The sequence below is a fragment of the Inquilinus limosus genome (assembly GCF_051487185.1).
GTDB lineage: Bacteria > Pseudomonadota > Alphaproteobacteria > DSM-16000 > Inquilinaceae > Inquilinus > Inquilinus limosus_F.
Genome location: NZ_JAHVDK010000002.1, coordinates 272,825 through 294,539 on the forward strand (window position 1 = coordinate 272,825; position 21,715 = coordinate 294,539).

Here is a 21,715-nt window from a genome sequence, read left to right on the forward strand (position 1 = left end):
GACGAAACGCCTATCTATGGCGAAAGAAGGGCGGCTACACAGGCCTCCCAAGGGACCTTCCTTGGGGCCTTCCACATCGGAGTACCCGACTAGCCCAGTTGGTTAATCGGGTTCGGCACAGGGGTTGAGGAGCGAGGCATGGCGGCGGTCCAGGAGACGGTCCGGCAGGTCGAAGAGATCACGAACAGCCGCTACAAGCACGGCTTCTTCTCGGTCATCGAGACGGAGACCGCGCCCAAGGGGCTGACCGAGGACACCATCCGCTTCATCTCCGCGAAGAAGAACGAGCCCGAATGGCTGCTCGAATGGCGGCTGAAAGCTTTCCGGCTGTGGCAGACCATGGAGGAGCCGCACTGGGCCCGGATCAGCCATCCGCCGATCGACTACCAGGACGCCTATTACTACGCCGCGCCGAAGAAGAAGCCCAAGCTCGGCAGCCTGGACGAGGTCGACCCCGAGATCCTGGCCGTCTACGAGAAGCTGGGCATCCCGCTGCGCGAGCAGGAGAAGCTGGCCGGCGTCGCCGTCGACGCCGTGTTCGACAGCGTGTCCGTCGCCACCACCTTCAAGGAGGCGCTGGAGAAGGAGGGCGTGATCTTCTGCTCCATCTCCGAGGCGGTGCAGAAGTACCCCGAGCTGGTGCGCCAGTATCTCGGCTCGGTGGTGCCCTATTCCGACAACTTCTTCGCCACGCTGAACTCGGCCGTCTTCACCGACGGGTCGTTCGTCTACATCCCCAAGGGCGTGCGCTGCCCGATGGAGCTGTCGACCTATTTCCGCATCAATGCGGAGAATACGGGCCAGTTCGAGCGCACCCTGATCATCGCCGACGAGGGCAGCTACGTCTCCTATCTCGAGGGCTGCACCGCGCCGCAGCGCGACGAGAACCAGCTGCACGCTGCGGTGGTCGAGCTGGTGGCGCTGGATGACGCCGAGATCAAGTATTCCACCGTCCAGAACTGGTATCCGGGCGACGAGGAAGGCAAGGGCGGCATCTACAACTTCGTCACCAAGCGCGCCGCCTGCCGCGGCCGGAACTCGAAGGTCAGCTGGACCCAGGTCGAGACCGGCTCGGCGATCACCTGGAAGTACCCGAGCTGCATCCTGCAGGGCGACAACTCGGTCGGTGAGTTCTACTCGGTGGCGATCACCAACAACCGCCAGCAGGCCGACACCGGCACCAAGATGATCCATATCGGGAAGAACACCAGCTCCCGGATCATCTCCAAGGGCATCTCGGCCGGCCGGTCGGACAACACCTATCGCGGCCTGGTGCGGATCCTGCCGGGCGCCGAGGGCGCGCGCAACTTCACTCAGTGCGACAGCCTCTTGATCGGCGACAAATGCGGCGCCCACACGGTGCCGTACATCGAGAGCCGCAACCCGACGGCGCAGGTGGAGCACGAGGCGACGACCAGCAAGGTCAGCGAGGACGTGCTGTTCTACTGCCGTCAGCGCGGCATCGGCGAGGAAGAGGCGCTGGGCCTGATCGTCAACGGCTTCTGCCGCGAGGTGCTGCAGGCGCTGCCGATGGAGTTCGCGGTCGAGGCGCAGAAGCTGGTCGGGATCAGCCTGGAAGGCTCGGTCGGTTGAGACCCCGCCGCGCTTGCGCGGCGAGATCGTGACAAGATTGCCGCCGTCGCGCGGCCGCATGGTTTCGAGGACAGGCCGCGATGAAGCGGCGAGGGAACGCGGAATGCTGGAGATCAAGGACCTGCACGTCGCCGTCGACGGCAAGGAGATCCTCAAGGGGCTCTCGCTCACGGTGAACAAGGGCGAGATTCACGCCATCATGGGGCCGAACGGCTCCGGCAAGTCGACGCTCAGCTACGTCATCGCGGGCCGCGAGGGATACGAAATCACCGAGGGCTCGATCACCTTCAACGGCGAGGACCTGCTGGCGCTGGAGCCGGAGGACCGGTCGCGCGCCGGCCTGTTCCTGGCCTTCCAGTATCCGCTCGAGGTCGCCGGCGTCGGCACTGTCACCTTCCTGCGCACCGCCTACAACGCCCATCGCAAGCATCGCGGCGAGCCCGAGCTGGACCCGATGCAGTTCACCAAGCTGCTGCGCGAGAAGGCCAAGGGCCTCGGCATCGAGGCCGAGATGCTGAAGCGCTCGGTCAATGTCGGCTTCTCCGGCGGCGAGAAGAAGCGCAACGAGGCGCTGCAGATGGCGCTGCTCGAGCCCAGCCTGGCGGTGATGGACGAGACCGACAGCGGCCTCGACATCGATGCGCTGAAGGTGGTGGCGCAGAGCGTGAACAGCCTGCGCTCGCCCGACCGCGCCTTCCTGGTGATCACCCATTACCAGCGGCTGCTCAGCCACATCATCCCCGACCACGTCCACATCATGGCCGACGGACGGATCGTCCGGTCCGGCGGCAAGGAGCTGGCGCTGGAGCTGGAGGAGAAGGGCTACGCCGGCATCGTCCCGGCCGCCGCGTGAGGCCGCGATGAGTGAAGCTATCACGATCTCGCCCGTCGTCGCCGCCCAGCGCGACCGTTTCGCCGCCAGCCGCGCGGCGCTGCCCGGCGTCGGCCGCAGCGCTGTCGCCCGCCGGCGTGAGGCGGGCATGGCCCGGTTCGAGAGTCTGGGCCTGCCGACGCGCAAGCTGGAGGCCTGGAAATACACCGACCTGCGGCGGCTGGAGAAGCTGGGTCTGAACGGCGCCACGGCGCCCGCCGATGTCGTGCTGCCCGAGGCGCTGCGCGGCTTCGTGCCGGCGCAGGGCCCGGCCATGGTCTTCGTCAACGGCCGGCTGCGGCCGGAGCTGTCGCGCCTCGACAGCCTGCCGAAGGGGCTGCGCCTCGACGGCTACGCCGCGGCACTGGAAGCGGGCGATGCCGAGGTGGAATCCCGTTTCACCGGGGCCGTGGATGCGACGCCGCTGGTAGAGCTGAACACGGCGCTGGTCGAGGATGGCGCGGTGCTGCGCATCGCCCCCGGGGCGGTGATCGAGGCGCCGATCCGCCTGGTCTTCCTGGCCGCCCCCGGCGCGGTGCCGGTGGCCAGCCACCCGCGCATCCTGATCCTGGCTGGCGCCGACAGCCAGGCGACGGTGATCGAGGCCTATCACGGCACCGACGGCACCGGCTACTTCACCAATGCGGTGGTCGAGGTCGAGGTGGGCGATGCCGCCCGGCTGCGCCACTACCGGCGGCAGAGCGAGGGGCTGCGGGCGGTGCACCTGCTGAACGGCAGCGCCCGGATCGGCCGTGACGCCACTTATGACAGCTTTACGCTCAGCCTCGGCGCCGACCTAGCGCGGACCGAGGTGACCGCGACCTTCACCGGCCGCGGCGGCAACGGCCATGTCACCGGCGCCTATCTGGCGGACGGCACCCGCCACATCGATACCACCACGCTGATCGACCATGCGGTGCCGGATTGCCGGTCGCGCGAGGTGTTCAAGGGCGTGCTGGACGGCAAAGGCCGGGGCGTGTTCCAGGGCAAGATCATCGTCCGCCGTGACGCCCAGCGCACCGACGGCTACCAGCTGAACCGGGCGCTGATGCTGTCGAAGACGGCGGAGATCGACAGCAAGCCCGAGCTCGAGATCTATGCCGACGACGTGAAGTGCAGCCACGGCGCCACGGTCGGCGAGATCGACGCCGAGGCGCTGTTCTACCTGCGCAGCCGCGGCATCGAGGAGCGCGCGGCCCGCGCCATGCTGGTCGAGGCCTTCCTGCGCGAGGCGCTGGAGGAGGTCGCCGACGAGGCGATCCGTGAGGAATTCGGATCCGCGGTCGAGCACTGGCTCGCCACACGGCATCAGGAGGGTTAGAGCCGATGGACACGCGGCTGCATTCGAGTGGCATCAACGCCTATGACGTGAATGCCGTGCGGGCGGATTTCCCGATCCTGTCCCGCACCGTCTACGGCAAGCCGCTGGTCTATCTCGACAACGCCGCCTCGGCCCAGAAGCCGCGCGCGGTGATCGAGGCCGAGAGCCGCGTCTATGAGGAAGAATACGCCAACGTCCATCGCGGCCTGCATTATCTCAGCGGCGCCGCGACCGACGCCTTCGAGGCGACGCGCGAGGCGGTGAAGCGCTTCATCAACGCCGCCTCAATCAAGGAGATTGTCTACACCCGCGGTACTACCGAGGCGATCAACCTGGTCGCCCAGAGCTACGGCCGCGCCTTCCTGAAGGAAGGGGACGAGATCATCGTCTCGGTGATGGAGCACCATTCCAACATCGTGCCCTGGCAGCTGCTGGCGCAGGAGAAGGGGCTGGTGCTCAAGGTCGCCCCGATCGACGACGACGGCAACTTCCTGCTCGAGGAGTTCGAGCGCCTGCTGTCGCCGCGCACCCGGCTGGTCTCGGTCACCTATATGTCGAACGCGCTCGGCACCATCGTCCCGGTCAAGGCGGTGATCGAGCGGGCGCATGCGGTCGGCGCCAAGGTGCTGCTGGATGCGGCCCAGGCGGTCACCCACATGCCGGTCGACGTGCAGGCGCTGGGCTGCGACTTCCTCGCCTTCTCCGGCCACAAGCTGTACGGCCCGACCGGCATCGGCATCCTCTACGGCCGTGAGGCGCTGCTGGAGGCGATGCCGCCCTGGCAGGGCGGCGGCGAAATGATCCGCACGGTCAGCTTCGCCGGCACCACCTTCGCCGACCTGCCGGCGAAGTTCGAGGCCGGCACCCCGCCCATCGCCCAGGCGATCGCGCTGAAGGCGGCGATCGACTACGTCACCGCGCTCGGGCTCGACACCATCGCCGCGCATGAGCGCGAGCTGATGGATTACGGCGTCGACCGGCTGTCGCGCGTGCCGGGCCTGACCATCGTCGGCCGGGCGCAGGAGCGCGCCTCGATCATCTCCTTCGCCATGGACTGCGCCCATCCGCACGACATCGGCACGATCATCGACCGCCAGGGCGTCGCGGTGCGGGCCGGCCATCATTGTGCCCAGCCGCTGATGGAGCGGCTGGGGCTGCCGGCGACGGCGCGCGCCTCCTTCGCCCTTTACAACACCAAGGCGGAGATCGATGTGATGGCCGAGGCGTTGGACAAGGTGGTCAAGCTGTTCGGGAAGTGATGATGTCCCCCTCCCAGACAAGGCTGTCCCCGGAAGAGCTGGAGGAGAACTTCTCCCTCCTCGACGACTGGGAGGAGCGCTACGCCTACATCATCAGCCTGGGCGATGCCCTACCGCCGTTTCCGGAATCCGAGCGGATCGAGGCCAACAAGGTGGATGGCTGCCAGAGTCAGGTCTGGCTGATTGCCCGGCCGGAAGACCAGGCGCCGGACCGCATCATGTTCCAGGGCGACAGCGATGCCCGCATCGTCAAGGGGCTGATCGCCATCGTCACCGGCGTGTTCTCCGGCCGCCGGCCGGAGGAGGTGGCAGCGATGGATCTGCGCGGCCTGTTCAACCGGCTCGGCCTCGACACCCATCTGACCAGCGGCCGCCGCAATGGCCTGGCCGCGATGGTCGAACGGATCAAAGAGATCGCGCGGCGCCACATGGCCGCGCCGGAGGCGACATCATGACCCGTCCCGCCTATTTCCCCGAAGACGGCCTGGGCCTGAACGACTTCATGCGCGCCGGCACGCTGGACGTGCCGGAGCCGGACTGGATCCATGTCCGCACGCCGCTGTCCAAGGTCGAGTACCCGCTCGACAGCGAGGCGACGCGCGCGGCCATCCTCGACAACCTGACCCTGGTCTTCGACCCGGAGCTGCCGGTCAACATCGTCGAGCTAGGGCTGATCTACCGGATCGAGGTGTCGCCGGAGGGCAGGGCCGAGATCGACATGACCCTGACCGCGCCGAACTGCCCGGTGGCCGGTTCGATGCCGGCGATCGTGGAGAAGGGCGTGCTGGCCGTGCCGGGCGTGACCGAGGCCAAGGTCAACCTGACCTGGGACCCGCCCTGGTCGATCGAGCGCGCCAGCGAGGATGCCCGTCTGGCGCTGGGGATGTGAGTGAGGCGGGGAGGGGAACAGGCCTGCCCCGCAGCCGCAGACCGTTGAAGTCTTTTCCGGATCGGCCCATCTTGTGGGTCGAGGACAAGAGGTGAACAGGATGCGCGCCCTACCGCCGCCGATTACGCTGACCGACCGCGCCGCCGACCGCGTGCGCGAGCTGATCGCGAAGTCGCCCAAGCCGATTCTCGGCCTGCGCGTCGGGGTCAAGGCCCGCGGCTGCTCCGGTCTCAGCTATTTCATGGAGTATGCCGAGGAGCGGAAGAAGTTCGAGGACGTGGTCGAGAGCAAAGGCGTGACCGTCCTGATCGACCCCTCGGCGATCATGTTCCTGCTCGGCACCGAGATGGACTACGTCCAGGAAGAATTCGGCGCCCGCTTCGTATTCAACAACCCGAACGAAGTCGATCGCTGCGGCTGCGGCGAGAGCTTCCGGGTGGCCCAGCCCGAGGGGAAGGAACCCGCCCCGGCCGGGGCGTGACCTAGCCCGGCGGCCGCCGTGGCGCATCCGGCCGGCGATGCGCCGGACCTGACCCTCCGAACCCTCCGCCGTCTGCTGTCGCCGCCGCGCCTGCGGCGGATGGGCCGTTTCGCCGCCGGCGGCATCCTGGTCGGCTGCATGGCCGTCGCCTTCGCCCGCGCCGCGGACGAGGCGCAGCAGCTCTTCTTCTGGATCACCGACGGCCGGCTCTGGCTCGCCCCGATCCTCGGCGCCCTCGGCTTCGGCCTCTCCGCCTTCGCGGCGTCGCGGCTGTTCCCGGCGGCGCCGGGCAGCGGCATCCCGCAATGCATCGCGGCGATGCGCCGGCCGCTGGAGCTCGTGCCGACCCAGCTGAATGCCCGAACCGGCGTCGGCAAGGTCCTGCTCTGCCTCGTCGGCCTCGCCTGCGGCGCCTCGATCGGACGCGAGGGGCCGACCGTGCAGGTCGGCGCGGTGATCCTAGCCCGCCTGACGCCACGAGCCAATCCGGCGCGGCTCAGGCGGGTGATCACCGCCGGCGGGGCGGCGGGCCTGGCCGGCGCCTTCAACACGCCGCTCGCCGGCATCGTCTTCGCGCTGGAGGAGCTGGTCGGCGGCTTCGACATCCGCAACCGCATGGCGGTGCTGGCGGCGATCTTTCTGTCCTCCGCCGTCGCCATCGCCGTGCTCGGCGATTACACCTATTTCGGTCGTCATCCGTTGGACGCCACGGCGCAGGCGGTCCCGATCTTCCTCCTGGTCGCGCTGCTGGCCGGGATCCTCGGCGGCCTGTTCGGCCGCTGCGTCCTGGGGCTGACCCGGCTGCTGCCGCTTCTGTTCGGCCGTTTCGGCCGCTGGTCGGTGCTGCTCGCCGCCGCCAGCTGCGGCCTCCTCGCCGGGCTGATCGGTCTCGCCGCCGGCGGCACCACCTTCGGCACCGGCTACGAGCCGACGCGCCTCGCCCTCGAGGGCGGCGATACCCTGGCCTGGTGGTTCTTCCCGGCCAAGTTCGCCGCCACCGCCCTGGCCTCCTCGGCCGGCATCCCGGGCGGGCTGTTCGCGCCCTCGCTGTCGGTCGGCGCCGGATTCGGCGCGATCTTCGCACCCCTGGTCGGCCCCGACCTCGTGCCATCGCTGATGCTGGTCGGCATGGCCGCCTATCTGACCGGCGTCACCCATTCGCCGGTCACCGCCCTGGTGCTGCTGACCGAGATGACCGGCGAAGCCCGCGGCCTTGCCATCCTGATCCCGGCGGTCGGCCTGGCCTGGGCCGGGTCGCGCCTGGTGCTGCGGCACGGCCTCTATCACCTGCTGGCCGAGCGAATTCTTGCGCGTGCCGGCTGGAATCCTTCAGCGACAACCTGATATCGTCTACCTACAAAGGAATAAAGGCCTTGTGGGGGTTCAGGTGAGATACGGTCTCCCGGCGCTTGCTGCGCTGGCGCTTCTCGGCTGTGCACAGAAGCCGCCGCCGCCGAGCGAGCCGCCCGCCGTATTGTCGCGGACGGTGATGGTGAACGGCCTCGATATCGGCGTGACCCGGCTGACGGAGTCGAGCTGGGGGGCCTGGCTGGTAGGCCCGAGCCTGATCGCCCCATCCCGGGCGAAAGTCCGCGCCGCCGAACGCAAGGCGATCGAGCAGGTGTCGGCCTGCAAGGTGACCTCGGTCACCCCGCGCGATAACCCGATGCGGGCGGAGTATGTCGAGCTGACGGTGGCTTGCTGAGCACAGCGTGGTCTCAGCCAGTCGGCAGCCTCAGGTCGTAGCGCTCGGTCCAGCGGCTGCGGTCGTAGGGCGGCTCGCCCGCATCCGCGAACACCTCCACCGCCTCCGCGATCTGGCCGTCGCGCAGGCGGTACAGCGAGACCGCATGCACGATATCGTTGCCGTTGGTGATCAGCACGCGGGAGACCGCCCGCTCGCCCGCCGGGATCAGCTCCTGCAGATGGCAGCGCCAGCGGCCGGGGTAGTTGGCGTTCAGGGCGATGAAGGCGTCAGCGCCACGGATGCGCTCGCAGGTCTGCGGCCAATCCGCCACGAAGTCATCGGACAGCAGACCCAGGGCGCTGGCCCAGTCGCGCGCATCGAAGGCGCGCCACAGGGCGGCGACGATATGGTCGTCCATGGTATTTCGGTAAATTTGTTCCCAATTTGTTCATTATGCCGAAGCGGCTGCCCGCTGTCGAGTGGCCTATTATGAACAGATCATATTCGTAAATTCAGCCGTTTGAGATAGCAGATTCCCAATCAGCGCGTTGCAGTGCCGGTGCCGCGGGCGGAGCGGGACGGGGCGCCGGAGCTGCTGCGGCTGCGCGAAGCCGTGCTATCCTCGCTGGCGCCGCCGCGCGACGCGGCGGCCGGCCGCGATGCGGGCGCCGCAGGGGCCCGGGCTTCGGCCGTCCCGGTCACGATCTGAGAGACGACAATGGATGCCGAGACGCTGCGCGCCCTGCAGGCGCCGCTGAAGGACAAGTATCGCGAGGCGCCGGACGCTGCCCTGATCACCCTGCGCGCCAAGGGCCGGCTGGGCGAGGAGGGGGTGACCTGCAAAGTCGAGACCGGCCGCGCCTTGGCCGAGGCCGGGCTGCACCCGGCGACCGGCGGCGACGGCCTGTCGCTGTGCTCGGGCGACATGCTGCTGGAGGCGCTGGTGGCCTGCGCCGGGGTGACGCTGAAGGCGGTGGCGACGGCGCTGAACCTGCCGATCACCGGCGGCACGGTCTCGGCCGAAGGCGACCTCGACTTCCGCGGCACGCTCGGCGTGGCCAAGGAGGCTCCGGTCGGCTTCCGCGCCATCCGCCTGCGCTTCGCGGTCGAAGGCGACCTGATAGAAGAGCAGCGCGCCACCCTGCTGAAGCTGACCGAGCGCTACTGCGTCGTCTACCAGACGCTGCGCCAGCCGGCCGAGTTCTCGGTCGAGCTGACGAATGCTTGAATCCTTAGTTGATTTGCCGAAAATTCAAGGCGAATTCCTGAATTGAAGACTGCCTAATATTTGTCTGATCCGGTGCCCCTTGCTTCGGCACCGGATAGGAACCCAATCGGCCCCCGCGGCGCCGGAGACGCGGTCTTCCCGTTCTGGCATCGTTCTTGCTGCTGTCGTCATCCGCGGCCGGATCGCTCCGCCGCGACTGTCGAAGGGGCAGAACCGATGGAAGAGGAACAGGGAGAGGGCGTCAGCCGCCGCGGCCTGCTGTCGCTGATCGGGATGGCGGCGGGGAGCGCCACCATGTACCAGGCGATGACCAGCCTCGGCCTGGCGGTGGAGTCCGGCTACAAGGGACCGGTCGATCTCAGCGGAGACCCCAGGGGCGCCTCGGTGCTGGTGCTCGGCGCCGGCCTCGCCGGGCTGACCGCGGCGCTGGAGCTGCGCCAGGCCGGCTACAAGGTCCAGCTGCTGGAGTTCAACGACCGGCCGGGCGGGCGGAACTGGACCCTGCGCGGCGGCGACCGATACGCGGAGCTGGGCGGCGCCACCCAGACCTGCCAGTTCGACGAGGGGCTGTACCTCAATCCCGGTCCTTGGCGCATCCCGTACCATCACCACGGCGTGCTGGCCTATTGCCGGCGCCTGGGCGTGGCGCTGGAGCCGTTCCAGCAGCTCAACCACAACGCCTTTCTGCACAACAGCAAGGCTTTCGGCGGCAAGCCGCAGCGCATCCGCGAGATCAAGACCGACTTCCAGGGCCATGTCTCCGAGCTGCTGGCCAAGGCGACGCAGCAGGGCAAGCTGGACGAGGCAGTGTCGAAGGAGGATCGCGAGATCCTGCTGCAGGCGCTGAAGTCCTGGGGCGCCCTCGACAAGGACTACGCCTACAAGGCCGGCGAGATCTCGGCCGAGTTCCGCGGCTACGCCAAGGATGCCGGCGGCGGGCTAGGAGCCGCGCCGGTGCCGGGGGAGCCGATCGGCCTCTCCGACATCCTCTCCTCGCGGCTGTGGCGCAGCCTTCAGAGCTTCGCCCTCTACGAGTTCCAGACCACCATGTTCCAGCCGGTCGGCGGCATGGACATGATCGGCAAAGCTTTCGCCAAGCAGCTTGGCGATCTCATTCGCTGCAACTCGAAGGTGACCCGCATCCAGCAGGGCGAGGGCGGAGTCACCGTGACCTATGAGGACACCAAGAGCCCCGGCAGCGCGCTGCAGGCCAAGGCCGACTGGTGCGTCTGCACCATCCCGCTGACGGTCCTGAGCCAGATCCCGATCAATGTCGGGCCGAAGATGCAGGCGGCGATCGAGGCCGTGCCTTACGCCTCCTCGGTCAAGGTAGGATTGCAGTTCAAGCGCCGCTTCTGGGAGGAGGACGAGGCGATCTACGGCGGCATCAGCTACACCGACCTGCCGATCCGCCAGATCTCCTACCCCAGCACCGGCTACAATCTCGGCGGCAAGGGTGTGCTGCTCGGCGCCTACAGCTGGAACGGCCCGAACTCCTACGAGTTCACCGCCATGGACCCGGCCGAGAGGGTGCGCCGCGCGGTCGAATACGGCAAGCAGATCCATCCGCAATACGAGACGGAGTTCGAGACCGGGATCTCCGTGGCCTGGCACCGGGTGCCCTTCACCCTGGGCTGCGCCGGGGACTGGACCGACGAGGCGCGGGCGCAGCACTACGACAACCTGTGCCAGATCGACGGCCGCATCGTGCTGGCCGGCGAGCACGCCTCCTACATCCCGGCCTGGCAGGAGGGGGCGATCCTCTCGGCGCTGGACGCGATCGAGCGGCTGCACCGCCGGGTGATCGCCGCATGACCGCCTTCCGCCTGTCGATGAGGAACCCCGCCATGACCCTCCGTCCCGCGGCCGCGATCCTGTTCGCCCTGCTGCCCGCTGTGGCTGGCGCCCAGGACGCCCCGTTGCCGATGCTCAGCCCGGCCGCGACCTTCGCCGAAACCGACGGCGCCGCGCTGTTCGCCAATGTCTGCCAGGCGTGTCACATGACGGCAGGGCAGGGGGCGGCCGGCGCCGGCCACTATCCGGCCCTGGTCAGGAACGCGAATCTCGAGGCCGGGGCCTATCCGGTCTATGTCGTGCTTCACGGCCTGAAGGGGATGCCCCCGATCGGCAAGATGATGAGCGACGACCAGGTGGCCGCGGTGGTGAACTATCTGCGCACCCATTTCGGCAACGCCTACACGGATCCGGTGACGGCCCAGGACGTGGCCGACGCCCGCAACTGACCCGCACGCTCGAGGGGGAGAAGTCAGTGAACAATACGATGATGGCCATCGGCCTAGCGGCACTGCTGGCGGCCGGCCCGGCCGCGGCGCAGGACGTGATCCGCCACAAGATCCCGAATTCCGATTTTCCCATCGCCCGGGCGGTGGAGATCCCAGCCGGCAAGACCACCGTCTATGTCAGCGGCGCGGTGCCGCCGGTCGCCGATCCCAGTGCGGCGAAGAACACGGTCGCGGCCTATGGCGACACCAGGACCCAGACCGTCGCGGTGCTCCAATCGATCGAGAAGACGCTGAAGGATCTGGGTCTCGGCCTCGGCGATGTGGTGAAGATGCAGGTCTTCCTGGTCGGCGACCCGGCCAAGGAGGGCAAGATGGATTTCGCCGGATTCATGGAGGGCTACCGCCAGTTCTATGGCACGGCGGAGCAGCCGAACCTGCCGGCCCGCTCGGCCATGCAGGTGGCGGCGCTGGCCAATCCCGGTTACCTGGTCGAGATCGAGGTCACGGCGGTCCGGCCGTAGCCGGGGCTGGCGGTCGGGCGTTTCAGGGCGATAAGATCGGACAAAACGACGGAGTCCCGACGTGATCCATGTCATCGCCCTGATCACCGCCAAGCCCGGCAAGCGCGCCGCTCTGCTGGAGGAGTTCCGCAAGATCATCCCCGAGGTCCATGCCGAGCCGGGCTGCATCGAATACGGCCCGGCGGTGGATGCCGATGGCAGCCCCGACCGTTTCGGCGACGACACCTTCGTCGTGGTTGAGAAGTGGGAGAGCCCGGCGGCGCTGAAGGCGCATTCGGTCGCCCCGCATATGGTCGCCTATGGCGAGCGCACCAGGGATCTGGTCGCCGGCCGCGCCATCCATGTGCTGACGCCGGCCTGAGGCCGACCGGCCGGCCTCAATGCCCCGGCCGGCCCGTCCTGCGGCTGTGGCGCTCCACCAGCGCCTTGGCCGCGAGGGTCACCAGCGCCAGCAGGGCCAAAGTCGAGGCCGCGGCGAAGGCGCCGACGGCATTGTAGTCGTTGTACAGCAGCTCGATCTGCAGCGGCAGCGTATTGGTCTGGCCGCGGATATGGCCGGAGACGACCGAGACGGCGCCGAACTCGCCCATCACCCGGGCGTTGCACAGCACCACACCGTACAGCAGCGCCCATTTGATGTTCGGCAGGGTGACGCGGAAGAAGGTCTGGAACCCGTTGGCGCCCAGCGTCGCCGCCGCTTCCTCCTCCTCGCGCCCCTGCGCCTGCATCAGCGGGATCAGCTCGCGCGCCACATAGGGCGAGGTGACGAACAGGCTGACCAGCACGATCGCCACGGGGGTGAACATGATCCGGATGTCGTGCGCCTGCAGCCAGGGGCCGAACAGGCCGTTGGCGCCGTAGAGGAACAGGTACACGACGCCGGCCACGATCGGCGAGATCGAGAACGGGATCTCGACTAGCGTGGTCAGGAGACGCCGGCCGCGGAACTGGAACTTGGCGATCGCCCAGGCGGCCATGATGCCGAACACGGTGTTGACCGGCACCACGATCAGCGCCGTGGTCACGGTCAGGCCGATGGCGTGCAGCGTCTCGCGCTCGCCAATATTGCGGGCGAAGACGCCGATGCCGGCGGAGAAGGCCTGGGCGAAGATCACCGCGATCGGCGCCACCAGCACCAGCGCGGCGGCGAGCAGGGCGAGGCCGATCAGGATGCGGCGGGTCCAGCGCCCCTCGCCGATGCGGGGCGACCGCAGCGGGCGGGCTCCGGCCGGGGCGGCCTGCGCGGCCGGCAGTGCGCTGTCAACGGCGATCGACATGGCGCAGGAACCGGGCTTGCAGCAGGTTGGTGGTGAGCAGCAGGACGAAGGCGGCGGCCAGGATGGTCACCGCCAGCGCCGCCGCGGCGGCGTAGTCGTATTCCTCGAGCCGGATGAAGACCAGCAGGGCGGCGATCTCGGTCTGCATCGGCCGGTTGCCGGCGATGAAGATCACGGCGCCGAACTCGCCCAGGGACCGGGCGAAGGCCAGGCTGCAGCCGGCCAGGAAGGCGGGCAGGATCGCCGGCCAGACGACATGGCGCAGGGTCGACCAGTCGCCGGCGCCCAGTGTACGGGCCGCTTCCTCGACGCCGTGGTCCAGGTCCTCCAGCACCGGCTGCACGCTGCGCACCACGAAGGGCAGGCTGGTGAAGGCCATGGCCACGGCGATGCCGAGCGGGGTGTAGGCGACCGGGATACCGATCGCCGCCAGGGGGCCGCCGAACCAGCCGTTCCTGGCGAAGAGGGCGGTCAGGGCGATGCCCGCCACCGCGGTCGGCAGGGCGAAGGGCAGGTCGACGATGGCGTCGAGCAGCCGCCGGCCGGGAAAGCGGTAGCGCACCAGCACCCAGGCCAAGAGCAGCCCGATGACGCCGTTGAAGAGCGTCGCCGCCAGCGCCATGCCGAGCGTCACCTCGTAGCTGGCGAGAGCGCGCGGTGAGGTGACGATGGCCAGGAACTCCGCCGGCGACAGGCTGGCCGCCTTCAGCGCCAGGGCAGCGAGCGGCAGCAGCACGATCAGCACCAGGTAGACCAGCGTGCAGCCCAGCGTCAGCCGGAATCCGGGCAGCACCCGGCGCCGGGCCGGGCGGGGGGCGGCGAAGGCGGCGGCGGTCATGCTCACCGGTTCACGAACACGGTGTCGAGGATGCCGCCGGACGCGAAATGCTCGGCATTGACCTTGTCCCAGCCGCCGAACACCTCGTCGACCGTGGCCAGCGTCACCGCCGGGAACTGGTCGGCATACTTGGCCGCGATCTCGGCCAGGGTCGGGCGGTAGAAATGCTCGGCCAGGATCTCCTGCGCCGCCGGCTGGTACAGGAAATCGAGATAGCCCTTGGCCAGCTCCGCCGTGCCGCGGGCATCGGCGACCCGGTCGACCACCGCCACCGGGAAATCGGCCTTCAGGCTGCTCGGCGGCACCACCACCTCGAAGCCCTCGTCGCCGTATTCCTTCTGGATGCCGCGGGTCTCGGCCTCGAAGGTGATCAGCACGTCGCCGGTCTCGCGCTCGACGAAGGTGGTGGTGGCGCCGCGGCCGCCGGTGTCGAACACCGGGACGTGCGACAGCACGGTCTTGACGAAGTCCTTGGCCTTCTCCTGGTCGCCGCCATAGGCCTTCAGCGCCCAGGCATAGGCGGCGAGATAGGTGTAGCGGGCGTTGCCGGAGGTCTTCGGATTGGGGAACACGACCTGCACGTCGTCGCGCGCCAGGTCGCCCCAGTCCTTGATCCCCCTCGGATTGCCGGCCCGCACCAGGAAGGCGGGGAAGGAATAGTAGGGCGAGGCGCCGTTCGGGAAGGCCGACTGCCAGCCCGGCTTGACCGCGCCGCCCTTCTCCAGCGCCGTGATGTCGGTCGCCTGGTTGAAGGTCACGACATCGGCCTGCAGCCCCTCCAGGATCGAGCGCGCCTGCTTCGAGGTGCCGGCATGCGACTGCTCGACCGTCACCTCCTGGCCGGCCTTGTCCTTCCAGTAGCTCTGGAAGGCCGGGTTGATGTCGGCATAGAGCTCGCGCCCGACATCGAAGGAGGCGTTGAGGATGGTGGTCTGGGCCTGCGCCGCGGCACCGCCGCCGAACAGGCCGGCCGCGACCGCCAGCGCCAGGAGGGAACGCTTCATCGGAAACTCCACGGAGAACCGTCAGGCCGCGCGTGCCGGAAACAGGCCGAACTGGGCGGCGGCGACGCGCAGTGTCTCGCCCGGGGCAGGCAGGCGGGCGGCAAGCTGGCGCCGGTGCCATTCCAGGTCGATCGGGATGGCGCCGTGCTGCGTCACCGCCTCGACCCGCACCAGCGGTCCGATGACGTTGACGGCGCGGACCGCGACGGGGAAGGCATCCGCGGCAGTGTCATGCGGCAGCAGGTCGTGCGGCCGGACGAAGATCTCGCCCTCGCCCTCTGGCCCGGCATAGGAGGCCGGGCGCGGCAGCACCGCGCCCTCGACATCGACCCGGTCGGGGCCGATCCGGCAGGGCAGGCGCACGGCCTGGCCCAGGAACTCGTAGACGAAGGGTGTGGCCGGCCGCTCATAGACCTCGGCCGGGCTGCCGATCTGCTCGATCCGGCCGTGATCCATCACCACCACCTGGTCGGCCAGCTCCAGCGCCTCCTCCTGGTCGTGGGTGACGAAGACGGTGGTCAGCTTCAGCGTCTGGTGCAGCTCGCGCAGCCAGCGGCGCAGATCCTTGCGCACCCGGGCGTCGAGCGCGCCGAAGGGCTCGTCCAGCAGCAGGATGCGCGGCTCGATCGCCAGCGCCCGGGCCAGGGCCACGCGCTGGCGCTGACCGCCGGACAGCTGGTCGGGATAGCGGTCGCCGAACTTCTCGAGCTGGACCAGCGCCAGCAGCTCCTTCGCCCGGGCGCGGATCGCCTCGGTGTCCGGCCTTGTCTGGCGCGGCCGCACCTTCAGGCCGAAGCCGATATTGTCCAGCACCGCCATGTGCCGGAACAGGGCGTAGTGCTGAAACACGAAGCCAACCTGGCGGTCGCGGACATCGACCGCCGACATGTCGATGCCGCCGATCCTCAGGGTGCCGGCATCGGCATGGTCGAGCCCGGCGATGATGCGCAGCAGCGTCGTCTTGCCCGAGCCGGAGGGGCCGAGCAGGGCGCAGAGATGCCCCGCCTCGATGTCGAGGCCGATCCCCGACAGGGCGGTGAACTCCTGAAACCGCTTCTCGATCCCGCGAAGCTCGACGCGCATCGATTTTGCTCATTTGAAGTGTAAATACAGAGCTTCCATCATAGCGGAGCGTAGAAAGCGCGCCAGCGGAAAATCCGAGATTCTCGGCATAGGACTATGAGGTTGAACGAAAGAATTCTGTCATTGTCGGGCCTGACCCGGCAATCCGGTGGGTGTCGACGTTCTCTGGATGCCCGGGTCGAGCCCGGGCATGACAGTTAAGGTGGGATCCGCTCGTTACTCGTCCTCAGCCGGCTCCAGCTGGATCACCGAGCCGTCGATCAGCACCTTGCCGCGGTTCTCGAAATTCACCGTGATCCGGTTGCCGATCACCGATTGCACCTGGCCCGGGCCCCAGTCGGGCTGGTCGGGGTGCCGCACCCACATGCCGGGCGCCAATCCCAGATCAATCCCGAATCCATTCTCGATCATCATCGATGTGCTCCCGCGACCTCCCGGCACGTTGCCACGGATTGCAGGGCCGCGTCAGCGGGGTTACACCCGGAAGGCACCTCGGAGTTCCCATGGACGATCGTCCGCCCTGCCGTCCCGAAACCCTCGCCGCCCGCCTCGACGGCTATCTCTGCGGCGATACCGGCGCGATAGTGCCGCCGATCCACCCGTCGTCCACCTATGCCCGCGACGCCGCCTATGCCCAGGTCGGCGGCCGCGGCTACAGCCGCGACGACAACCCGACCTATCTGCAGGCCGAGGCGCTGCTGGCGCGGCTGGAGGGCGGGGCAGGGGCGATGCTGTTCGCCTCCGGCATGGCGGCGATCGCGGCCCTGTTCCAGGCGCTGGCGCCGGGCGACCATGTCGTGGTCTCGCGCGACATGTATTTCGGCACCGGCAAGCTGCTGCGCGAGGTGCTGATGCCCTGGGGCCTCGCCTGCGACATGGTCGACACGACCGACCTCGACGCCCTGCGCGCCGCGATCCGGCCGGGACAGACCAGGCTGGCTTTCGTCGAGACCCCGGCGAACCCCATCTGGTCGGTCACCGACATCGCCAAGGCCGCCGCCATCGCCCATGCCGCCGGGGCGCTGCTGGCGGTCGACAACACCGCGGCCTCGCCGGCGCTGTGCCGGCCGATCGCGCATGGCGCCGACCTCGTGGTCCATTCCGCCACCAAATACCTGAACGGCCATTCCGACGTGGTCGCCGGCGCGGTGGTGACGGCGCAGGACACGCCGCTGTGGCAGCGGATCGGCCGGATCCGCTTCCTGGCCGGCCCGGTGCTGGGGCCGTTCGAGGCCTGGCTACTGCTGCGCGGCATGCGCACGCTGTTCGTGCGGGTACACGCCGCCAGCGCCAACGCCCAGCGCATCGCCGAGCATTTCGACGGTCATCCGGCGGTGGCGCAGGTCTGCTACCCCGGCCTGCCCGGCTTTCCTGGCCATGCCGTCGCGGCGCGGCAGATGGAGGGCGGCTTCGGCGGCATGCTGTCGCTGCGCCTGGCCGGCGGCCGCGACGCCGCCCTGCGCGCGGTCTCCCGTGTCCGGATCTTCATCCGCGCCACCTCGCTGGGCGGGGTCGAGAGCCTGATCGAGCACCGCGCCACGATCGAGAAGGAGGACGGCACCGTTCCCGACGACCTGCTGCGCCTGTCGATCGGCATCGAGGCGGCCGAGGACTTGATCGCGGATCTGGAGCAGGCGTTGACGGGATAGGGCTGCGGCAAGCCGAAGCTTGACCCGAACGTTTCTTCCTTCTGTCATGCCCGGGCTTGACCCGGGCATCCAGAAATCGTCGAGACCTTCTGGATTGCTGGGTCAAGCCCGGCAATGACAGCTGAGAGGTGTCGTCGAGCCGGTGCGAAACGAAAAGAACAGGGACGGCATGACGGACAGGGACGCGGAGGCCTTCGTCGAATTCGTCGACGTGGCCAAGACCTATGACGGCGAGACGCTGGTGGTGCGGGGGCTCGACCTCGCGATCCGGAAAGGCGAGTTCCTGACCTTGCTCGGCCCCTCCGGCTCGGGTAAGACCACGACCCTGATGATGCTGGCCGGCTTCGAGACGCCGACCCGTGGCCGCATCCTGCTGGAGGGTCGGGCGATCGATGCGCTGCCGCCCTGGCGCCGCGACATCGGCATGGTGTTCCAGAACTACGCCCTGTTTCCGCACATGACCGTGCGCGAGAACGTGGCCTTCCCGCTGACCGTGCGCGGGATCAGGGGGGCGGAGGCCGAGAGGCGGGTCGAGCGCGCCCTCGATATGGTCAAGCTGGCCGGCTTCGGCGGCCGTCGGCCGGCGCAGCTCTCCGGCGGGCAGCAGCAGCGCGTGGCGCTGGCCCGGGCGCTGGTGTTCGAACCGCGCCTGGTGCTGATGGACGAGCCGCTCGGCGCGCTCGACAAGCAGCTGCGCGAGCACATGCAACTCGAGATCAAGCATCTGCACCGCTCGCTCGGCGTCACCGTGGTCTATGTCACCCACGACCAGGGCGAGGCGCTGACCATGTCGGACCGCATCGCCGTGTTCCATGACGGCGCGATTGACCAGCTCGCCGCGCCGGACGACCTCTACGACCGGCCGGAGACTGCCTTCGTCGCCCAGTTCATCGGCGAGAACAACCGCCTGGCCGGCACGGTCGAGGCGCTGGCGGACGGGCAGTGCACGGTCGCGGTCGACGGCGGCGGCACGGTCCTGGCGACCCCGGTCGGCCGCGCGGGGCAGGGCGCCCGGGCCACCCTGTCGATCCGGCCGGAGCGGGTACGCCTGTCGCCCGGCGCCGAGGCCGGGCCGAACCGCTTCCCGGCCCGGATCGAGGAGCTGATCTTCCATGGCGACCACACGCGTGCCCGGCTGTCGCTGCTCGGCCGCGACGATTTCGTGCTCAAGCTGCCGAACGCCGACGGCCGCCCGGCCCTGGCGCTGGGCGAGGCGGTGACCGTCGGCTGGTCCGCCGCCGACTGCCGGGCGCTGACCGCCTGATCCAAATCATTGAGTGTCCCGGTATCCCGGGAGTACGACGGATCGTTCTCCCCGAATCACCAGGGACGCTGCGATGCCGGATCCGATCGTGCCGGTCGAGACCGAGAGGCTGATTCTCCGCCGCTTCGTGCCGGAGGACTTCGAGGCCTTTCACGGCTATCACCGCCTGCCGGAGGTCGCCCGCTACCTGTACCGGAATCCCCGTACCCCGGAGCAGTCGCGAGCGGCGCTGGAGCGGATCGGCGCGCTGAAGTTCGAAGGCGAGGGCGACGAGCTGGTGCTGGCGGTCGAGGCCCGCGGCAGCGGCCTGCTCGGCGAGGTGCTGCTGAAATGGGTCAGCCGCGAGGCCCGGCAGGCCGAGCTCGGCTACATCTTCGCGCCGGAGGCCGGCGGGCGCGGCTACGCCACCGAGGCGGCGCGGGCGATGCTCGCGCTCGGCTTCGGCCGGCTCGACTTCCACCGCATCTTCGCCCGCTGCGACGCGCTGAACACCGGATCGATCAACGTGCTGCGGCGGCTCGGCATGCGGCAGGAGGCGCATCTGATCCAGAACGATCGCTTCAACGGCGTCTGGGGCGACGAGCTGATCTTCGCCATGCTGCAGGAGGAATGGGCGCGCCGAGTGTCCGGCTAACGCCGCTCGGTCAAGCCGGGGCCTGTCCCCCGCTCCCCATCGTCTTGCGGCGGAGCGGATAGAGGATCCGCACCGAGGTGCCGCGGCCTTCCGCGGATTCGATGCGGAAGCGGCCGCCCAGCGCCTTCACCATCTCGGCGCAGCCGGTCAGGCCGAGCCCGACATGGCTGCCGGCCCGCATCGAGAAGAACGGCTCCGCCGCCTTGGCGCGCACGGCGGGCGCCATGCCGACGCCATTGTCGATCACCTCGAGCACCAGCCGGCGCCCGAAGGGGAAGCGCCGCGTCAGGCGGGCGCGGAGGATGACCTGCGGGTCCGGCTTCCCGGCGGCGGCGACCGCCTGCTCGGCATTGCGGATCAGCTCATCCAGGATCAGGTGGAATTGCGGCGACGCCACCAGCGCCGCCCGCGCCTCCTCCGGGACGTCGAACTGGATCCGCCCCTCATGGTCCTGCGACAGCGCGTCCAGGATGCTCTGCAGCGCCACGTTCCGCGTCGGCTTCGCGGAATAAGCGATCTTCAGCAGCCCGTCATTGATGGTGTCGAGTTCCTTCGCCGCCCGCGTGGCCGCGGCGACCATCTCCGGATCGGGGGCTTCCTCGTCGCGCAGGCTCTTGATGAACAGCGACAGCGCCGCGACCCGCGACCGCGTCATATGCGCGAACAGCGACGCGAAGGAGCGGATCTGCTGATCCTTCCGCCGGACCATCATCGACTGCTGATGGATGATCACGCCGACGACGATGACGGCCGCGAGCGCCAGCACGAAGATCGCGATGTTGCGCAGCGCGTTCTCGGCGATATGCGCGGTCTCGTTCAGCGTGCGGCTGTGGGCGCCCGTGGTGCCCGAGACCTGGAACATGTCCTGCTGGATATCGGTCAGCAGTGACAGCGTCTCCTGGTCGTTCGTCGTCGAGCCGAGATTCGGCAGGATCCGGGTCCGGATCGTCTGGATGCTGCGGTCGAGCCGGGCGAAGTCCTGTGGGTCGAGGAAATGGTCGATGTATTGCAGGTTGCGCAGCGCGACCATGTTGAACTGCAGCAGGCCGACCTCCTGCGCCAGCTGCGGCTCGCGCTCGCCCGTGGCCATCGACAGCCGCAGCAGCCCGACGATGTTGGCCAGCCTCTCGCGGATCTGCGAGCCCCTCCACTGCACCTCATAGGACTGCATGAGGAGGATGTCGGTCTCCTCGCGGTAGTGCTCGGACCGCATGAACGACCAGGAGCCGAGCAGGATGGCGACGACCAGCCCGAGATAGGGCACGAGGTCCAGCCAGCGTCGCCAGCGCTTCATCATTGGCCGGGCCTGAGCGCGACCACGAACCAGACCCAGATCGCGTTGCGTCCGGCCGCGTAGGATTTGGGCAGTTGGTCGAGCGGCCAGATGATCGAATAGGGCCCGGAATCCGCCAGTTCGAGCGGCCTGAAGTCCTGGCCGTCCTTGCACCGGCCACTCTTGTGGTCCGCCGGAGAGCAGGCCCGTTCGATGGCGAGGATCGGCTGGTAGTCCGTGATCTCGTCCATCCGAAGAGTGGTGATGAAATCGTCATAGGCGAACACCTCGATCGAGGCGGCGTCGCCCAGACCGCTTCGGGCCAGGACCTCTTTGAGGTCCGGGCCGCGGTAGCGGATCCTCTCGCCGGCTTCGCTCCACGGCGTGCCGGTCTCGATCACCCGCTGCGGAAAGTCGGCCTTGATCTGCTCCGGCGTGTAGGTCGCGATCGCCTGGCCCGGCGAGCTCTCGATCCGGAGGATATGCGGATCCTCGTAGCCGACCGGGGCAGCGGTTGCACCGCAGGCGATGGCCAGCATGGTGGCGGCGGTCATCACCATGCGGAGGAGGCGGAGCATCAGCGTGGCCGATTCCAGAGCG

26 protein-coding genes are annotated in these 21,715 nt (G+C 68.7%); 18 read left to right on the forward strand and 8 right to left on the reverse strand.

The window, feature by feature from the left end:
- Window positions 1–138 precede the first annotated feature (138 nt).
- The 9 genes from sufB to KXR53_RS03215 all read left to right on the forward strand — a co-directional run bounded on the left by sufB (window position 139) and on the right by KXR53_RS03215 (window position 8,119).
- Window positions 139–1,593, forward strand: a complete 1,455-nt coding sequence (gene sufB, locus KXR53_RS03175) for a Fe-S cluster assembly protein SufB (RefSeq protein WP_437373305.1) — start codon at window positions 139–141, stop codon at window positions 1,591–1,593.
- A gap of 103 nt (window positions 1,594–1,696) precedes the next feature.
- Window positions 1,697–2,446 carry a Fe-S cluster assembly ATPase SufC gene (gene sufC, locus KXR53_RS03180; protein ID WP_437373307.1) on the forward strand — a complete coding sequence of 250 codons (750 nt, stop codon included), beginning with the start codon at window positions 1,697–1,699 and terminating at the stop codon, window positions 2,444–2,446.
- Window positions 2,447–2,453: 7 nt separating this feature from the next.
- Window positions 2,454–3,785, forward strand: coding sequence for a Fe-S cluster assembly protein SufD (gene sufD / locus KXR53_RS03185; RefSeq protein WP_437373309.1), 1,332 nt, complete (start codon window positions 2,454–2,456; stop codon window positions 3,783–3,785).
- 5 nt (window positions 3,786–3,790) lie between these two features.
- A complete protein-coding gene (locus tag KXR53_RS03190) occupies window positions 3,791–5,044 on the forward strand; it encodes a SufS family cysteine desulfurase (protein ID WP_437373311.1) in 1,254 nt (417 codons plus the stop codon).
- A gap of 2 nt (window positions 5,045–5,046) precedes the next feature.
- On the forward strand, window positions 5,047–5,499 hold the full coding sequence (locus KXR53_RS03195; protein WP_437373313.1) for a SufE family protein: 453 nt from the start codon (window positions 5,047–5,049) through the stop codon (window positions 5,497–5,499).
- Entirely contained in the window at window positions 5,496–5,933 is a 438-nt protein-coding gene (locus tag KXR53_RS03200) for an iron-sulfur cluster assembly protein (protein ID WP_437373315.1), read from the forward strand. Before KXR53_RS03195 ends, KXR53_RS03200 begins: the two co-directional genes overlap by 4 nt.
- 100 nt (window positions 5,934–6,033) lie before the next feature.
- Complete coding sequence (locus tag KXR53_RS03205) at window positions 6,034–6,414, forward strand: HesB/IscA family protein (protein ID WP_437373317.1); 381 nt, start codon at window positions 6,034–6,036, stop codon at window positions 6,412–6,414.
- Between the two features lie 18 nt (window positions 6,415–6,432).
- Entirely contained in the window at window positions 6,433–7,758 is a 1,326-nt protein-coding gene (locus KXR53_RS03210; protein ID WP_437373319.1) for a chloride channel protein, read from the forward strand.
- A 43-nt stretch (window positions 7,759–7,801) separates the two neighbouring features.
- The gene (locus KXR53_RS03215) at window positions 7,802–8,119 is read left to right on the forward strand and encodes a hypothetical protein (protein ID WP_437373321.1); all 318 of its coding nucleotides are present in this window, start codon (window positions 7,802–7,804) and stop codon (window positions 8,117–8,119) included.
- Window positions 8,120–8,132: 13 nt separating this feature from the next.
- Here the strand turns inward: KXR53_RS03215 and KXR53_RS03220 are convergent, their stop codons facing one another.
- Window positions 8,133–8,519 carry a nuclear transport factor 2 family protein gene (locus KXR53_RS03220; RefSeq protein ID WP_437373323.1) on the reverse strand — a complete coding sequence of 129 codons (387 nt, stop codon included), beginning with the start codon at window positions 8,517–8,519 and terminating at the stop codon, window positions 8,133–8,135.
- 135 nt (window positions 8,520–8,654) lie between these two features.
- On the opposite strand from KXR53_RS03220, the gene KXR53_RS03225 reads away from it, so the two are divergent.
- From KXR53_RS03225 to KXR53_RS03250, 6 genes are all read left to right on the forward strand, one after another.
- Window positions 8,655–8,810: a hypothetical protein gene (locus KXR53_RS03225; protein ID WP_437373325.1), complete on the forward strand. Its 156-nt coding sequence runs from the start codon at window positions 8,655–8,657 to the stop codon at window positions 8,808–8,810.
- A 9-nt stretch (window positions 8,811–8,819) separates the two neighbouring features.
- Window positions 8,820–9,329 carry an OsmC family protein gene (locus tag KXR53_RS03230; RefSeq protein WP_437373327.1) on the forward strand — a complete coding sequence of 170 codons (510 nt, stop codon included), beginning with the start codon at window positions 8,820–8,822 and terminating at the stop codon, window positions 9,327–9,329.
- A 216-nt stretch (window positions 9,330–9,545) separates the two neighbouring features.
- Window positions 9,546–11,144 (forward strand): flavin monoamine oxidase family protein, encoded by a 1,599-nt coding sequence (locus KXR53_RS03235; RefSeq protein WP_437373329.1) that lies wholly within the window; start codon window positions 9,546–9,548, stop codon window positions 11,142–11,144.
- A gap of 32 nt (window positions 11,145–11,176) precedes the next feature.
- Window positions 11,177–11,572 carry a c-type cytochrome gene (locus KXR53_RS03240; protein ID WP_437373331.1) on the forward strand — a complete coding sequence of 132 codons (396 nt, stop codon included), beginning with the start codon at window positions 11,177–11,179 and terminating at the stop codon, window positions 11,570–11,572.
- A 26-nt stretch (window positions 11,573–11,598) separates the two neighbouring features.
- Complete coding sequence (locus KXR53_RS03245; protein ID WP_437373333.1) at window positions 11,599–12,093, forward strand: RidA family protein; 495 nt, start codon at window positions 11,599–11,601, stop codon at window positions 12,091–12,093.
- Between the two features lie 61 nt (window positions 12,094–12,154).
- Window positions 12,155–12,454: a putative quinol monooxygenase gene (locus tag KXR53_RS03250; protein WP_437373335.1), complete on the forward strand. Its 300-nt coding sequence runs from the start codon at window positions 12,155–12,157 to the stop codon at window positions 12,452–12,454.
- 16 nt (window positions 12,455–12,470) lie between these two features.
- Here the strand turns inward: KXR53_RS03250 and cysW are convergent, their stop codons facing one another.
- The 5 genes from cysW to KXR53_RS03275 form a co-directional block, all read right to left on the reverse strand.
- Complete coding sequence (cysW, locus tag KXR53_RS03255) at window positions 12,471–13,370, reverse strand: sulfate ABC transporter permease subunit CysW (RefSeq protein WP_437373337.1); 900 nt, start codon at window positions 13,368–13,370, stop codon at window positions 12,471–12,473.
- Entirely contained in the window at window positions 13,354–14,208 is an 855-nt protein-coding gene (cysT, locus tag KXR53_RS03260; protein WP_437373339.1) for a sulfate ABC transporter permease subunit CysT, read from the reverse strand. Before cysT ends, cysW begins: the two co-directional genes overlap by 17 nt.
- 2 nt (window positions 14,209–14,210) lie before the next feature.
- Window positions 14,211–15,212: a sulfate ABC transporter substrate-binding protein gene (locus tag KXR53_RS03265; protein ID WP_437373341.1), complete on the reverse strand. Its 1,002-nt coding sequence runs from the start codon at window positions 15,210–15,212 to the stop codon at window positions 14,211–14,213.
- Window positions 15,213–15,233: 21 nt separating this feature from the next.
- Window positions 15,234–16,295 (reverse strand): sulfate/molybdate ABC transporter ATP-binding protein, encoded by a 1,062-nt coding sequence (locus KXR53_RS03270; RefSeq protein ID WP_437373343.1) that lies wholly within the window; start codon window positions 16,293–16,295, stop codon window positions 15,234–15,236.
- Between the two features lie 216 nt (window positions 16,296–16,511).
- Entirely contained in the window at window positions 16,512–16,709 is a 198-nt protein-coding gene (locus tag KXR53_RS03275) for a DUF3553 domain-containing protein (protein WP_437373344.1), read from the reverse strand.
- 89 nt (window positions 16,710–16,798) lie between these two features.
- Here KXR53_RS03275 and KXR53_RS03280 point away from each other — a divergent pair, with 89 nt between their 5' ends.
- The 3 genes from KXR53_RS03280 (at window position 16,799) to KXR53_RS03290 (ending at window position 19,842) form a co-directional block, all read left to right on the forward strand.
- Complete coding sequence (locus tag KXR53_RS03280; protein WP_437373345.1) at window positions 16,799–17,944, forward strand: trans-sulfuration enzyme family protein; 1,146 nt, start codon at window positions 16,799–16,801, stop codon at window positions 17,942–17,944.
- A gap of 169 nt (window positions 17,945–18,113) precedes the next feature.
- Window positions 18,114–19,208, forward strand: a complete 1,095-nt coding sequence (locus tag KXR53_RS03285; RefSeq protein ID WP_437373347.1) for an ABC transporter ATP-binding protein — start codon at window positions 18,114–18,116, stop codon at window positions 19,206–19,208.
- 73 nt (window positions 19,209–19,281) lie between these two features.
- The gene (locus KXR53_RS03290; protein WP_437373349.1) at window positions 19,282–19,842 is read left to right on the forward strand and encodes a GNAT family N-acetyltransferase; all 561 of its coding nucleotides are present in this window, start codon (window positions 19,282–19,284) and stop codon (window positions 19,840–19,842) included.
- A 10-nt stretch (window positions 19,843–19,852) separates the two neighbouring features.
- Here KXR53_RS03290 and KXR53_RS03295 read toward each other — a convergent pair whose 3' ends face one another.
- Window positions 19,853–21,139, reverse strand: a complete 1,287-nt coding sequence (locus KXR53_RS03295; protein WP_437373351.1) for a sensor histidine kinase — start codon at window positions 21,137–21,139, stop codon at window positions 19,853–19,855.
- Entirely contained in the window at window positions 21,136–21,693 is a 558-nt protein-coding gene (locus KXR53_RS03300; RefSeq protein WP_437373353.1) for a hypothetical protein, read from the reverse strand. The genes KXR53_RS03295 and KXR53_RS03300 overlap by 4 nt, the downstream gene beginning before the upstream one ends.
- Window positions 21,694–21,715 lie beyond the last annotated feature (22 nt).